The 12,389-nt window shown below is 62.0% G+C and carries 17 protein-coding genes; 7 read left to right on the top strand and 10 right to left on the bottom strand.

Annotated features, from left to right (window positions below; all coding sequences use genetic code 11):
- Positions 1 to 108: 108 nt before the first annotated feature.
- The 3 genes from CUV01_RS18645 (at position 109) to CUV01_RS18635 (ending at position 2,137) form a co-directional block, all read left to right on the top strand.
- Positions 109 to 825 (top strand): nucleotide-binding protein, encoded by a 717-nt coding sequence (locus tag CUV01_RS18645; RefSeq protein WP_101462251.1) that lies wholly within the window; start codon positions 109 to 111, stop codon positions 823 to 825.
- The gene (locus CUV01_RS19770; RefSeq protein WP_157994918.1) at positions 825 to 1,493 is read left to right on the top strand and encodes a hypothetical protein; all 669 of its coding nucleotides are present in this window, start codon (positions 825 to 827) and stop codon (positions 1,491 to 1,493) included. The genes CUV01_RS18645 and CUV01_RS19770 overlap by 1 nt, the downstream gene beginning before the upstream one ends.
- Before the next feature lie 248 nt (positions 1,494 to 1,741).
- On the top strand, positions 1,742 to 2,137 hold the full coding sequence (locus tag CUV01_RS18635; RefSeq protein WP_157994917.1) for a hypothetical protein: 396 nt from the start codon (positions 1,742 to 1,744) through the stop codon (positions 2,135 to 2,137).
- A gap of 413 nt (positions 2,138 to 2,550) precedes the next feature.
- Here the strand turns inward: CUV01_RS18635 and repC are convergent, their stop codons facing one another.
- The 4 genes from repC to CUV01_RS18615 form a co-directional block, all read right to left on the bottom strand.
- Positions 2,551 to 3,714, bottom strand: a complete 1,164-nt coding sequence (gene repC, locus CUV01_RS18630; RefSeq protein WP_101462248.1) for a plasmid replication protein RepC — start codon at positions 3,712 to 3,714, stop codon at positions 2,551 to 2,553.
- Positions 3,715 to 3,900: 186 nt separating this feature from the next.
- Positions 3,901 to 4,815: a plasmid partitioning protein RepB gene (gene repB, locus CUV01_RS18625; protein ID WP_101462247.1), complete on the bottom strand. Its 915-nt coding sequence runs from the start codon at positions 4,813 to 4,815 to the stop codon at positions 3,901 to 3,903.
- On the bottom strand, positions 4,815 to 6,002 hold the full coding sequence (gene repA / locus CUV01_RS18620; protein ID WP_101462310.1) for a plasmid partitioning protein RepA: 1,188 nt from the start codon (positions 6,000 to 6,002) through the stop codon (positions 4,815 to 4,817). The genes repB and repA overlap by 1 nt, the downstream gene beginning before the upstream one ends.
- Positions 6,003 to 6,289: 287 nt before the next feature.
- On the bottom strand, positions 6,290 to 7,327 hold the full coding sequence (locus tag CUV01_RS18615) for a tyrosine-type recombinase/integrase (protein ID WP_101462246.1): 1,038 nt from the start codon (positions 7,325 to 7,327) through the stop codon (positions 6,290 to 6,292).
- Positions 7,328 to 7,378: 51 nt separating this feature from the next.
- Here CUV01_RS18615 and CUV01_RS18610 point away from each other — a divergent pair, with 51 nt between their 5' ends.
- The 4 genes from CUV01_RS18610 to CUV01_RS19765 all read left to right on the top strand — a co-directional run bounded on the left by CUV01_RS18610 (position 7,379) and on the right by CUV01_RS19765 (position 9,899).
- Entirely contained in the window at positions 7,379 to 7,636 is a 258-nt protein-coding gene (locus CUV01_RS18610; RefSeq protein ID WP_101462245.1) for a type II toxin-antitoxin system Phd/YefM family antitoxin, read from the top strand.
- Positions 7,636 to 8,037, top strand: a complete 402-nt coding sequence (locus tag CUV01_RS18605) for a type II toxin-antitoxin system VapC family toxin (protein WP_101462244.1) — start codon at positions 7,636 to 7,638, stop codon at positions 8,035 to 8,037. The genes CUV01_RS18610 and CUV01_RS18605 overlap by 1 nt, the downstream gene beginning before the upstream one ends.
- A gap of 155 nt (positions 8,038 to 8,192) precedes the next feature.
- The gene (locus tag CUV01_RS18600; protein WP_157994916.1) at positions 8,193 to 9,215 is read left to right on the top strand and encodes a DUF1403 family protein; all 1,023 of its coding nucleotides are present in this window, start codon (positions 8,193 to 8,195) and stop codon (positions 9,213 to 9,215) included.
- Positions 9,216 to 9,428: 213 nt separating this feature from the next.
- Complete coding sequence (locus CUV01_RS19765; protein WP_157994915.1) at positions 9,429 to 9,899, top strand: hypothetical protein; 471 nt, start codon at positions 9,429 to 9,431, stop codon at positions 9,897 to 9,899.
- Here the strand turns inward: CUV01_RS19765 and CUV01_RS18590 are convergent.
- The 6 genes from CUV01_RS18590 to CUV01_RS18570 form a co-directional block, all read right to left on the bottom strand.
- Positions 9,896 to 10,273: a winged helix-turn-helix domain-containing protein gene (locus CUV01_RS18590; RefSeq protein WP_101462242.1), complete on the bottom strand. Its 378-nt coding sequence runs from the start codon at positions 10,271 to 10,273 to the stop codon at positions 9,896 to 9,898. The two genes, CUV01_RS19765 and CUV01_RS18590, sit on opposite strands and share 4 nt — an antisense overlap.
- Positions 10,273 to 10,557 (bottom strand): hypothetical protein, encoded by a 285-nt coding sequence (locus CUV01_RS19760; RefSeq protein ID WP_157994914.1) that lies wholly within the window; start codon positions 10,555 to 10,557, stop codon positions 10,273 to 10,275. The genes CUV01_RS18590 and CUV01_RS19760 overlap by 1 nt, the downstream gene beginning before the upstream one ends.
- Before the next feature lie 106 nt (positions 10,558 to 10,663).
- Positions 10,664 to 10,849, bottom strand: a complete 186-nt coding sequence (locus CUV01_RS19755; protein ID WP_143795280.1) for a hypothetical protein — start codon at positions 10,847 to 10,849, stop codon at positions 10,664 to 10,666.
- Positions 10,846 to 11,739 (bottom strand): ArdC family protein, encoded by an 894-nt coding sequence (locus CUV01_RS18580; protein ID WP_101462240.1) that lies wholly within the window; start codon positions 11,737 to 11,739, stop codon positions 10,846 to 10,848. The genes CUV01_RS19755 and CUV01_RS18580 overlap by 4 nt, the downstream gene beginning before the upstream one ends.
- Complete coding sequence (locus CUV01_RS18575) at positions 11,736 to 11,936, bottom strand: hypothetical protein (RefSeq protein ID WP_101462239.1); 201 nt, start codon at positions 11,934 to 11,936, stop codon at positions 11,736 to 11,738. Before CUV01_RS18575 ends, CUV01_RS18580 begins: the two co-directional genes overlap by 4 nt.
- Entirely contained in the window at positions 11,923 to 12,162 is a 240-nt protein-coding gene (locus CUV01_RS18570; protein ID WP_101462238.1) for a hypothetical protein, read from the bottom strand. The genes CUV01_RS18575 and CUV01_RS18570 overlap by 14 nt, the downstream gene beginning before the upstream one ends.
- Between the last annotated feature and the right edge of the window lie 227 nt (positions 12,163 to 12,389).

The raw sequence follows: 12,389 nt of genomic DNA, 5'->3' as shown, positions 1-12,389 counted from the left end.
CTCTCGCATTACGGTTAATGTATGCCGCACCTCGGTCGTCGCTTGTCGTTCCACGGTTGTCGTGTTACGTATTAAGGTTATCGCATCACGCAGGACGGATAGCGCATCGTGGACAAAGGCAGACGGATCATCACGGTCATGAACAAGAAGGGAGGCTGCGGCAAATCGACCCTCGTGCGCGGTCTGGCCTCCGTGGCCATCGATCGGGGCGAACGCGTGACGGTCTTCGACACCGACTCGAACCAGGGCATCGCGGAATGGATGACCGAGGCACGACGCCAGGGCTATTGGCACGACCGCATCGAGGTCATCGGGACGTTGGATGCAGAGACGGTCCTTGAGGATATTCAGAGGCTGTACCAAGGGGAAGATGAAGATCACCTGATCCTGATCGACACCTTCGGTGGCGGATCTGAGGCGCATGACGAAATGGCCATGACGGCGCACCTTATCGTCTCACCCTGCCGGCTGTCGTCACAGGATGTGCGCGACACCACCGCAACCGGCATCTGGCACGCGCGTCTGAAAACCCGAGTCGACGACCCGGATCATGTGCCCCCTTTCCGCGTCGTCGGCAGCCATGTCGGCAAGTCAATCAGCGAATCTGCCAAAGCGCAGATCGCAATCATGTTCGAGACGCTTCCGACGCTCGAGGATTTTGTCCTGGACCGGGCGTGTTATGAGCGCATGAACGACACCGGACTGTTGGGAGTCATCCGCGACAAGCACCCCAACCGCAGCCTGGTGCAGTCGATCACACCGGGCCTGACCGAGATGGGCGAGCTGCTCGACCAGTTTGACGAAATCATCAGGGAGAATGCGTGATGGCTCGGCTCAAGGATCGCGGCACAGTTAACAGGCGCGACGACAGTTTTGCGGCCCGTCTGGACGTGGCTAGGCCAGCAGAGCAGCCAACATCTGTCGCAAAACCGGCGCCAAGCCCAGCAGTGAAAAAATCGACTGAAATGTCGGCGGCGGCATCGACTCCCGCTGACAAGCCATCCGATCAGGAAGTGAAGCCAGGGAGTCTTACCTCGATCACGGATGCGACGAGCCATCCTTCAGCAGCCACAGAGGTGCACACGACCGCCCCGAAGCAGAAGACACCGCCCGAGGCCGGCAAGGTGACAAATATCAAGCTGCGCGTCACCTTCCGCTGTCCAACCGACCTGACAGAACGGGCAACTACCTGGGCAGAAAAGGCCCGCTGTCCGGTCAGTGCCGTGTTCCGAAAAGCCTTCGCCGACTTGCGGCCTCAGCTGATCGAGCGGATCGAAGCAGGCATCAACTATACCGAAGTACCGAACGACCGCATGAAAGACGCCAGCCATCCGTTTGATACCTCCATGATGATCAGCCGGGCCGCTTATGACCGTCTCACGAGAGAAGTCGATCCTGAGGCGATGACCGGGATTGAAGGGCCCATGTCGCGATGGGCACGCGCCCAGTTTATACCGCATTTTAATGCCTGGCTGGCGGCCAAAGGTCACTGAACACGTTACAGTGGGGCTTCGGCGAAGTCGAACGCGTCGCCTGCCGCGCCAAAGAACTAAGGGGCGTTGCCCCTCGCGCCGCCAAGGAAAATAGACAGGGCCGTGTCCTCGCCTTCGGCTGCGGGCCGCACCACCCCAGTCGATTTTCCTTGTCTCTGCTACCCCCAGTCTCGGCGACGGCCAGACCCCGAAAACGCTTGTTTTCGGGGCTGTCCCAATTTGGGCGCTCCAGATCAATGGAGGCGATAATGTCGACGCAAGAAAGACGTGACAATGGGAACATGAGCCCAGGCATGCGGCTCTCACGAATTGTGGATCTGGTCGACGGTATTTACGCCTGTCACCCAGATGACGCTGAGCATGTCTTGGCGGTCATCCTGGAAGAATGGCGGACTGGTGTTCCGCTCCCGACCTTCATCGATGCTGACAGTGATGCAGAGTTCTGGGCGCACGCTGCAAGTTTTGAAGAGCTTCGCGCAATCTTCATCGCAGCTGGTCGCAGACTGATCTCATATCGGCTCGGTCGACGCGGCCGGTTTCGCATGATGCAGCGATTGCTCGACGGCCTGCGTGATGATGAGCGTCACGCTATCCTGCAGGCGCTTCGGGAAGGAAAGGATCTGATCGATGTTGATCAGCTTTGACAAACGATCTGATCGCATCAGTCTTGTGGGCACTTATTGGTCTGGCAGCTTCCCGGCCAGTGAATTGCCTGCCAGACTGCGGTTCTATCGCGAGTTACGAGAACGCGAGAATCCCCGCGGCGCAGCCAGCCACAGCGGCACAACTGCGAGCCTGGAAGGCGTAATGCACGTCCTGGCAGAAAGTCATCCTTGTTCTGACCTACAAGCGACAAAGAAAGCGACGCGTCTGAAGCACGGTGCCGAGAGGTATCGAGGGCAAAAGGAGGTTCGGCGAGGGGACCGTTCCGATCTGCCCAAAGCGCGCGGGCACACGCTGTCTCGCCAACGACCGGGCGGAAGTTGACAGCTGTCAACGCTCCGGCCATGTCGCGACCGCGCCCAAAGTTGACAGCCGTCAACTGTCCCCGATTGCATCAGACTGGCCGCCCGTTTTCGGCGCGCAGCAAAGCCATGACCATCGGCCCGACCGAGAATGCTCCAGCCTCTGCCTTGCTGGTCAACGCCCGCAGATAGCCGCCGGGTTTGTTGATTGTTTCCGCCCTCTGCAGCATGCACGCCAACACGATGGCCGCAGCGGCATCGCCCATAACTCGTCGCGAACTGTCCCAGGCATCCGGGCTGATACCCAACATTGGGCGCACGAAACCAGCCACCCCAATCAGATCCCGCCAGGTTCGGATACCATCCGGAGCATAATCCAAAATGTCGGGCACCGCCTTCAGCACCAGTCCCAATGGCATGGCCGGTTCCGCAGATGACGCGGCGGCTTCGCCCTCTTGGTGCTCTAAGCAAGGTTCAGATTCATAAGAGTCTGGTTTTGAATTCTGTTGGTGCCGCTCATTAACGTCGGCATTGCCGTCCATTTTTTCTGTTTTGCTCAGCGAACGTACCTGATCCAGGACGTTCTCGGCACGGGCGGCAAGAGTTGCCAGACACTGAATGTCCAGCTTCCGCCGCAGCAAGCGCTGAAGCTCCGCCAGATCGGCGATGAGGGCTGCTGGGGCACCCATGTCTGTTTCGATTGCCCAGGCAATCAATTTGCCCGCGTCGCGCACACGGATGACGACCTGTTCGCGCAGCCTGCGCAACGCAAATGCCTCGCGGCGTGCTTCCTCGGCAGCCTCGGCGATTTCGGGGCTGCGGATCAGCAGGGGGCGCAGGTCAAAGCCGAACACGCGATCGAGGGCGCCGCTGCGGTCACGCGCGGCGTAGCGCTTCCCGTTGGGGCTGTCACGGCGCAGGATCAGGCCGGCACGGGTCAGCGCGGCCAGATGGCGGCGCAGCGTGCTTTCGGCCATGCCGTGCGTCCGCTCGGACAATGAGGCGTTCGAGGGAAACACGATCAGTGCGTCGTCGTCAGCCAGCTCTTTGCCCGGATGAAAGCTGAACAGCGCCGCCAGGACTGCAAGATCACGGTCGGTGACATTGAAAACCGTGCGCGCCGCCGTCAGATCCCGCAGCAGCGCCCACTTGTCGGGTGCGCTGTCCGGGGCAGGAGCCTCTGCCAGCGCTTGGGTTGCCAATAGGCCAGCCGTCACCGGTTGCCGCCCGAAAGGCGTCATTGAAATGTGTCGCATATTGTCTGTCACGGGGCAAAGAAAAGCCGTTCGCCTGGATCGACGTTGTTGACAGCTGTCAACCAATACCGCTATGTTCGAGGTGCTAGAACGAAACAGCGGCCCTTTGGGATGTCATGTCCTGAGGGGCTTCTTTTTTGCCTTGATCGTGCCTCCTGTTTGATTTCTTGCCTGTTATGTCCCCGCTTAGCTGTTTGATTTCAGCCAGTTGCGGTGAACTTCGTGAAGGTGATCTGCCAACCAATCGCCGAATTCGCGGCCTTGTCCGGAAAGCTCGATCACCAGTTTGTTCTTTGCAGCGCGCGCTTCGCCCAAGGTCTCGCCACCATCGCCGGTCAGCTTGCGCGGGCCTGACGAGGCGGGGCGGGCCGGTGCCGCAGCGGCAAACACCGCCTCAAACCGCTGATCCGATCCTGGGCCCTGCGCAGCGCGTTGCAGCGTAACCAGATCGGCACCCCGTGCGCGCTGTACCAGAGCCAGCCAACGGTCACGGCCGACCGAAGGTGCCGAACCGATCGCCAGAATCAATCGATGCGGCAAGCTTTCGGCGACCGTCAGCATTCGCGAAATCACGGTCTTGTCGATCGAAAGAGCGTCGCAGACAATCTTGCGCTCATAGCCCGCCTTCACCATCTGCTGGGCGAACAAGGCCTTCTCGATAAACGACAAATCCTTGCGGGCGCTGTTTTCCTGACCCTGAGCGATGACCAGTTCCCGGTCGTCCAGCGTTCGCACCATCGCCTTGACCGGCTGGCGCAGCGCCTTCAGCGCGGCGACACGGCGACGACCATAGACCACATCATACCGGCCCTCGCTATTCGGGCTGTGGCGCAACAGAACAGGAACCTGCTGGCCGTATTCGCGGATCGACTCGGTCAGCACAGCGAGACCCTCGGGATCTTCGTCCAAGCGGTCTTTCAGCCCGGCATTGTCGATCATGTCGGGAAGCACGTCGATGATGGCGCGGCGTTTCAGATCATCGATGGATTTGGACACCGCGCCAATTGCGCCGCGCTCGTAGCGGGGCAGGGCGTTCGCGGTGTCCTCGGGCTCGGCAGGGGCCTGACTCATCAGACCTTGCAGCAGGTTCTTGCGGGCCATCAGCTCTCCCCTTTCCGGCCCCAGGCCGACTGTATCAAACCCTCGATCTCGCCATTCACCGCGTTCAGGCTTTCGATCGCGCGTTCATAGGTGGATCGGGTGAATGCTGACTTTTCGACTTCGTACAAGGTCTGCTTGGTGATGCCGGCATCCGAGATCGCAGTGGATTTGAGGACCGTATGATTCAGCACATGTTCGCCAAACATCGAGCGCATGAAGCTGACCATCTGGTTCTGCGGACCGTCGCCCGGCTCGTAGCGTGTCACGACGTAACGCAACCAGTCGTAATCCATATCCGCCCCTGCCTCGGCAACCACACCCAGCAAATTCGACGTCATCAGCAGGAACTGGCACATCGACATCACATCCAGCATCTGTGGGTGCACGGTCACAAGGATCGCAGTTGCCGCAGACAAGGCCGACATGGTCAGAAAACCCAGTTGCGGGGGACAATCGATGACAACGACGTCGTAATCTGATTCCACCTCGGCCAGCGCATCACCAATTCTGGTAAAGAAGAGCTTGCCCGAGCGTTCGAGGATAGCGCGCGGGGTATCGTGTTCGAACTCCATCAGCTCAAGATTGCCGGGAATCAGGTCGAGATTGGTGAAATAGGTCTTCTGGATGATGTTGCGCAACGACACCGGGTCTTCATAGCGGATCGCATCATAGATCGTCCCGCCATCGCTCAGATCAAATTCCGGCTGCACGCCGTGCAGCGCCGACAGGCTGGCCTGCGGATCAAGATCGATCGCCAGCACGCGATAACCGTCCAGCGCGAGCTTCTGCGCCAGATGCGCCGCGGTCGTGGTCTTGCCGCTGCCGCCCTTGAAGTTGATCACAGTGATGACCTGCAAATGGTCGCCGTCTCGGCGACCGGGCAAATAGGTTCCAGGGCTTTTCGCCCCTTTTTCAAGCAGTTGCCGTAGCGCTTGAATATCCTGCGGGCTGTAATAGCGCCGACCACCTGCCCGCGTTTCAGGGCTCGGGCCCTTGCCATCAAGGTCGAGCTTGCGCAGATAAGCGTCCTTCACGCCCAGAAGGTCGGCGACCTCGCCGCTGGTGAACTTGCGCAGTTCACGCCGTGCATCCGGCGGAAACAGTTGCGCGCGATGCGCCTGCAGCCGCTCGGAAAGGGCCAGCGCATGGCTACCCACCAACTTGTCGATGCGCGTTTTTGGCAGCATCATGCCCTCATGCTCTGCGGCCCTTGCAGTCGGGTTGTTACGCTGTGGACCGTCATATTCTCTTTATTCCGTAAATGGATGTGACAGTTTTCCGATTCTCGCAAGGGTTTTTTGCCCGCCACCCCTATATTTGGTAGAGGCGAGCGGCATCAGCACAACCTGAAAAGCCGCGGATGACGCGAGCGATCGTCATGTTCAACGGTCCTGCCGGCTGCCGAACATGGCTTGCCAACGGAACGTGACGGTCCTGTCGCCCACGCTCCATGTGGCGGCTTTTGCGCTTAAAATTAGCCCAGCAGATCCGTCGCCGGGTTATCCTCGATCTCGACATCGGCGTAATAGGCCTGGGCCTGTCCCGGGTCACGATGCAGCGAAAGCTGCATGGCGGCCGCCAACGGGGCACCGTCCAGGGCCGCCTGGGTGAGGAATCCCGACCTGAGCCCGTGTGGGCTGGCAAAATCACGCGGATAGCCGGCCAGCTCGAGACGATGCGCGACAATGGTGCGAAAACCGCCGGGCGTCAGCCGGCGGGTCAGCACCCGGTCCGCCTGGCTGACGGGCCGGAAGAGCGGCCCGCCCTCGATCCCGGCCGCCGCGATCCAGGCCAGTACCGATCGCGCCGGAAAGCCTTTCAGCGGCAGCCACGGCGCCCGATCCGGCGTTGTTGTCTTGGTGTGCAGCAGACGAATGCGGATCAGCCCACGTTCTGCCATCGGCCGGTCATCGATATCGTCGCGATTCAGTGCCGTGACCTCGGAGCGCCGGCGCCCGCCGCTGGCCCAGGCCAGGGCGAGGGCGGCGTGATCGCGCCGATCGCGCAGTGAGCCGTGGCAGGTGGCCAGCATCGCCTTCAGGATGTCGCGGGTGATCGGGTTTTCAGATTTGCGCTGGCGCGGCCGCGCGGCGGCGCGCCGCGCCTTGGCCCGCGCCTCCTTGATCAGCGGCGCGTCGAAGGGCGAGGCCAGGTTCTTCATCCGGTGGAACGCGCGCCAGCTGGCAATACGACGGTCCAGCGTCGACGGGGCAGGGGCGGCGTAATCGCGTCGCAGACCCGCCCGCACCAGGGCCTCGGCCGCCGCGCGCGCGGGGCCCGTGCTGGCGCGAAGATCTTGCGCATGATCGAGAATGAAGCGCAGCGCCACGGGCTCGGCCTCGGGCCAGTGCAGCGCTGCGCCGAAGGCAGCCGCCTTCCAGGCGGTGATGTAAGCCAGATCCTGTTCATAGGCACGCAGGGTGTTCTCGGCGGTCCCGCGTCGGAACAGCTCGGCCAGGGCATCCTGGTCGGCGGGCGTGAGCGACGGGGGGGCGAGCGGGAGGCTTGTCATCAGCGTTCCGCGCGCCTATATCTAGACAGACAGCTAGACAGGATAAAGTCAATGTGGACCCTGCAGGATGCCAAGAATCGCTTCAGCGCCGTGGTGGATGCGGCCCTGGCCGGCCAGCCGCAACAGGTCAGCCGGCGCGGCAAGCCGGCCGTGGTGGTGATGGCGGCGGAGGAATACCGGCGGCTTCTCGACAGCGCCCGAGAGGAGCGCGGCAGTTTTGTCGCACATCTGATGGCCTTTCCGGATGACGGCAGCGACGAGTTCGACCTGCCGCGAGGCCGGGTGACACCGCGTGATGTCCGTTTCTGATGTACCTGCTCGATACCAATGTCATCTCGGCGGTGCGCCGGCCGGACCGCGCGCCGCAGGTGGCGGCCTGGCTGGCCGACAAAGCCGAAGCCGAGCTGTTTCTCTCGGTCATCACGCTTGGCGAGATCGAGCGTGGGATCCATCAGCAGGCGTCCCGCAATGCCGGCTTTGCCGCCGACCTGCGCGCCTGGCTGGACCGGACCCTGCGGCTCTTCGGCGATCGGCTGCTGCCCTTCGGACCTGAGGATGCGCGTATTTGGGGCCGCCTCAGCCAGGAGATCGGCCATGACGGCGCCGACCTGATGATTGCAGCCACGGCGCTCGCACGGGGCGCCACGGTCGTCACCGGCAACACCGCCGATTTTGCGCCCACCGGGGTGGCGCTGGAAAACCCGTTCTGAGGCCTCGTCCATCGGCAATCGTCCTGTCCCGTCGCGGCCAGAGTACGCATTTTTCAGGACCATCTCAACACTGTCGATAATGGCATCTTATCGATAGTAATTGCGATCAAAAGAAGGTGCTTCAGTGATCCGCATTTATCGCCTATTCTGCGGATATGAGCGATTTGGACGACTACTGGTTCGACCCGTCGGACGATGCTGATCCGGCCGATCCGCCGCTGCCACGGGCGGATCGGCGTCAGCTGCTCGATCCCGCCGCCTGGCGTGCCGCCGAGAAAACCTGCGCGGTGGACCTGGCGCAGGCCGCGATGGCCATCGGTCGACTGGACGGGCTGCTGGCCGGTCTGGACGAGACCCTGCGCCGCGGTCTGATCACCCGGCTGGCGCTGATGGAAGTGGAAGCGATGCTCTGGGCCGCGGGCACGCCGATCGGCCAGGACGTGCTGATCCGCGATCTGGCCGATGCCCCGGCCTCGGTCGATCTGGAGGCGCTGTCGCTGGCCCGGTGGGCCATCGGGCGGCTGCAGGGCAGGGGGCGCGTGGACGATCTGCGGGATTTTCTGGCGCTGCACCGCGCGGCGCAGGGGCCGGGGCGCGGGGACAGCGACCTGCTGCGCAAGACCGGCGACGACTTCGACAACGAGGCCGAGGGCTTTGCGATGGGACTGGCGGCGCTTGACGGCTGCCACGCCACCACCTGCGCCGCCTATGGGCAGCGGCTGTGGCGGCTGACCGACCTGTCACCGGACGGGCATCAGTTGGAAGGGATGTGCTGGGCGGCCCGGGCGATGGCGGACAGCGCGGGGCCGCTGGCGATGGTGCCGATGGGGCAGGCCGGACGCAGGGTCTGGAACACAGGGGGTGATCCGCAGGACCATCTGACGGCATGGTGCGCGGCCGTCGCGGCGGGTTGCGAGGAGGGCTTCCGGACCATCCGGCGGCTGACGGGTTGGGTGGAACGGACCAGGCAGGCGACGGCGCGGATCAAGGGCGGGAACGCGGCACGGGCGATCTATGTGCTGATGGCGCATCCAGTGGTGTCCGCCGCGTCGCTGGAAGCGGATGCAGGTATCAGCCGCGATACGGCGGAGCGGCTGCTCGTGCGACTGGAAGGATTGGGGTTGATCCGCGAAGTGACCGGAGCAAGGCGGTTCCGGCTGTGGGCATTGGCGGCATAGCCAACCGCCTGAAATTGAACCTGAAACCCATCCTGCAGTGGCGAATAGCCCAAGCGCCGAGGCACTTAGAACAGTGCCACAAGATGCCTCAAAGCATATCTATTCTTACATATAGAACATCATAGCGCATTCTTTAGCTCTGTAATGTCTTGAAACTTCTTTTAGCCTTCATATGTAGTGCTACACGGTTATTATGACTGCCCGAAGGAGGCCATGATGAAATTATACGTGTTTGAAGGTTCAGCTGAAGAACTTAGCGAAGTAGCTAAAAACCTCGGTGTGCAGCAGATACCTCAAGATGAAAGCCCGGCTGCCGGAATTGAAAAGACCGGTTCTGCGACGCCAGATGACGACGATGTGCCGGTTTCTGTGAAATTTGCGCGACGGGTCCTAAAGCGCCGGCCAATCTCAGAACCAATGCGTGCCGTGCTTCAGGCGCTCTATGATTCTGGAGAAGAATGGTTGACGATGACCGAACTTTGCGAGGCCAGTGATTATACTCGCTCGCAATTCGCCGGTCTCATGGGCGCGTTCGGTCGCCGCATCAGTCATACGGACGGGCATGACGAAGAAACCTATTTCTTCGAAACTGAATGGGACGATGAGGAAGGCCATCTGAGCTATCGTATCCCGGCGACCGTCCGTGAAGCCCTCGAAAAGGAGGGTGTCGTAGCGCAATCCTAAATGCCTTCCTCTCGGCGGGCGGCGTGCCGCGCCAGCGTCATTTGCCGCCCGCGGGTCGAGTTCCACGGCCGACCGAGGGCGCTGGCGATTTCGGCAGTCGTCGCTCCGTCCAGATCCATTTTCATAATGATGGCATCTTCGTCGGCGGTGAATTTCCGCACCTTATAGCCGCTTCGGGTGCAGATCATCGGCCCACGCACGACCGGAACCTTACCGCGCATGTTTGGGCTGTCCGCTCCAAGGCGCAGGCAGTGCCAACTGACGGCACCGACTGACATGCCGAGCCTGCGGGCGATGGCGGCATATGATAGACCGATTTCGCGCAGTCCCGCTGCCTCGCTCAACTGGTTGTCGGTATATTTGCGAGTGGGCATCAGCTGACAACCTCCAATAGTTTCTCGCCCTCGAAAGGATCGATCTCATAGATCAGGATTTCGATTCCGAACCGTTCACGGCGCTGCCGGCCGCGCTTTCGCGCCTCGGCCAGCGTGGCGCAGCGGATCGGCAGATCGTCGGGGTGATCGCGCAGTTCATAGATCATCGCTTCGCCCTCACAGCCGATGGCGCGCGGCGAGGTCGCGCGCGTCGTTGTGATGATCCAGCATGGCGCGAAAATATTCGTGTCGGTCGCCACGCCGATCCGGATCGAACCGGGCACGGGGATTGATCTTACTGGACGCCGCACGGATCACGGTCCGGTGGCTGGCGCTGACCGGGACATTCAGGCGGCAATAAGCGGAAAAGCTGTGCATGGCTGTTCTCCGTTATAGGGTGATGCCGGGTTTCAGATTGCCGTCCCGGTCGAGCCAGCCTTGTGCGTCGGCGCAGGGAATGCAGATGCAGGTGCCTGCTGGATCGCCGGGCAGGATGATCGGGGCGAGATAGGCCATCGGATTAACGCTGCCGCATTTGCGGCAGGTCAGGGTGGCGAGGGGAAGGGGGCCGCTCATGCGGCCACCTCCTGTTCGCTGAGGTCCGCTGGCGCGGTGCGCATCAGCCAGTCGGCGGCTTTCTGGGCCTCGGTTGCGGCCTTGAAAATGAACCGTTTGTCGTCCTTGAGGCACCGCAACCAGCTTTCGACATAGGCGGCTGTCTGCCCGAAATCCGGCGTCACGCCGATCTGGGCGCAGACCATGGCGCTGCCGATTTCGGCAACCAGTTCCTCGAACGCCCGATCCGTGCGCCCGTTGAACCGGCTGAAACGGTCCAGCCGATGCACAGCACCCGTGGCGTGACAGGCTTCATGGGCCAGGGTGGCGTAATATCCGGCGGCGTCATGAAACGTCGCGACGGGCGGCATGTGGATGAAATCACCCGCCACATCATAGAAGGCTTCCGGCCGCTCGCTGCTGCGCCGCGCGATCCCGCTCGCCTCAAAGAAGGCGTCAAGTGCCGGATCGGTTTCGGTGCCGAGATCGCGCGGGGCCTCGATGGGCTTGGCCTGAAAGTCTTCGGGCAAGCCGTCGATTTGGTCAGCATTGAAGACGCGATAGGCTTTGGTATAGCCGATGGTCTTTTCTTCGCCGGTCTCGGCATCAGTGCGATCAACGGTGCCATACTTCACGACCGTTGCGGATTTCTCGCCCTTGCGGACCTGCGCGCCTGCCTCCTGCGCCTGACGATAGGTAAACCAATGGGCGCTGCGATAGCCCTGTTCAGCGGCCCGCGCCCAGAGCATCAGGATATTGATACCACGATAAAACTCGCCGGTGCTGCGGCGGGGAAAGGGAATGCCGCCCTGATCGCCGGTCCATGGCTTCCGCCAGACCGGGGTGCCATCCTCGATGCTGGCAATGATTTGGTCGGTGACATGCTGGTAAACATCGAACTGGGCCATCATGCGCCCTCCTGAACGGGGCGCTCGATGGCGCTGACCTCGATGCCGCAATCGACGCAGGTCGTATCGTCAAAGACGTTGGACAGTTCCCATTGCTGCGTTTCCACGTTCCAGCGGGCGCAGGCGTCGGCCAGAATGTTTTCACCTCCGCAATGCGGGCAATGAATGGTGATGGGGTGATCAGTGTCACGCGCGGGCATGGTCAGCCTCCACGGTGAACAGGACGGTTTCGCCTTCGACGTGATAGTCGATCTTGCGCAGTAGCACCTGTTCCAGCGCCTCACGCGGCACGCCGGGATAGGTCGCGGCGATCACGTCCAGCAGCTGCAGACGATCTTCCTCGAAATGGTAGCCATTGATCGCCCATGCGATCAGGCCGGGGGTGTGAACGAGGGGGGATGATCCCAAGCGATAAGTATCAGCCATGTGTGGCCTCCTTTGCGACGGTCCCGCCTTGGTCTTTGCCGTGGTCGGGTTGCCCATCATGGGGCGGGTTTTCGGGCGAGGACGCGGGAACCGCGCGCCTCTCCTGAAACCCTGCCTCCCGGCGAGGGCAGGAGGGGGACCCGATCAAGGGTCGGCGGTAGGGGCGAGGGGAGGGGGATCACCCGGCCTGCACGGAGCGCGCAGCGCGAAGGAAGGCTGGGGATACC

The organism is Paracoccus tegillarcae, assembly GCF_002847305.1.
Taxonomy (GTDB): domain Bacteria; phylum Pseudomonadota; class Alphaproteobacteria; order Rhodobacterales; family Rhodobacteraceae; genus Paracoccus; species Paracoccus tegillarcae.
This window is presented reverse-complemented; position numbering and strand designations above follow the sequence as displayed.

What these genes read in the sequence shown, in the direction of transcription:
- CUV01_RS19770 (WP_157994918.1), top strand. Translation starts at nt 825, where the DNA reads ATGGCTCGGCTCAAGGATCGCGGCACAGTTAACAGGCGCGACGACAGT.
- CUV01_RS18635 (WP_157994917.1), top strand. Translation starts at nt 1,742, where the DNA reads ATGTCGACGCAAGAAAGACGTGACAATGGGAACATGAGCCCAGGCATG.
- repC (WP_101462248.1), bottom strand. Translation starts at nt 3,714, where the DNA reads ATGCGACACATTTCAATGACGCCTTTCGGGCGGCAACCGGTGACGGCT.
- repB (WP_101462247.1), bottom strand. Translation starts at nt 4,815, where the DNA reads ATGGCCCGCAAGAACCTGCTGCAAGGTCTGATGAGTCAGGCCCCTGCC.
- repA (WP_101462310.1), bottom strand. Translation starts at nt 6,002, where the DNA reads ATGCTGCCAAAAACGCGCATCGACAAGTTGGTGGGTAGCCATGCGCTG.
- CUV01_RS18615 (WP_101462246.1), bottom strand. Translation starts at nt 7,327, where the DNA reads ATGACAAGCCTCCCGCTCGCCCCCCCGTCGCTCACGCCCGCCGACCAG.
- CUV01_RS18610 (WP_101462245.1), top strand. Translation starts at nt 7,379, where the DNA reads ATGTGGACCCTGCAGGATGCCAAGAATCGCTTCAGCGCCGTGGTGGAT.
- CUV01_RS18605 (WP_101462244.1), top strand. Translation starts at nt 7,636, where the DNA reads ATGTACCTGCTCGATACCAATGTCATCTCGGCGGTGCGCCGGCCGGAC.
- CUV01_RS18600 (WP_157994916.1), top strand. Translation starts at nt 8,193, where the DNA reads ATGAGCGATTTGGACGACTACTGGTTCGACCCGTCGGACGATGCTGAT.
- CUV01_RS19765 (WP_157994915.1), top strand. Translation starts at nt 9,429, where the DNA reads ATGATGAAATTATACGTGTTTGAAGGTTCAGCTGAAGAACTTAGCGAA.
- CUV01_RS18590 (WP_101462242.1), bottom strand. Translation starts at nt 10,273, where the DNA reads ATGCCCACTCGCAAATATACCGACAACCAGTTGAGCGAGGCAGCGGGA.
- CUV01_RS19755 (WP_143795280.1), bottom strand. Translation starts at nt 10,849, where the DNA reads ATGAGCGGCCCCCTTCCCCTCGCCACCCTGACCTGCCGCAAATGCGGC.
- CUV01_RS18580 (WP_101462240.1), bottom strand. Translation starts at nt 11,739, where the DNA reads ATGATGGCCCAGTTCGATGTTTACCAGCATGTCACCGACCAAATCATT.
- CUV01_RS18575 (WP_101462239.1), bottom strand. Translation starts at nt 11,936, where the DNA reads ATGCCCGCGCGTGACACTGATCACCCCATCACCATTCATTGCCCGCAT.
- CUV01_RS18570 (WP_101462238.1), bottom strand. Translation starts at nt 12,162, where the DNA reads ATGGCTGATACTTATCGCTTGGGATCATCCCCCCTCGTTCACACCCCC.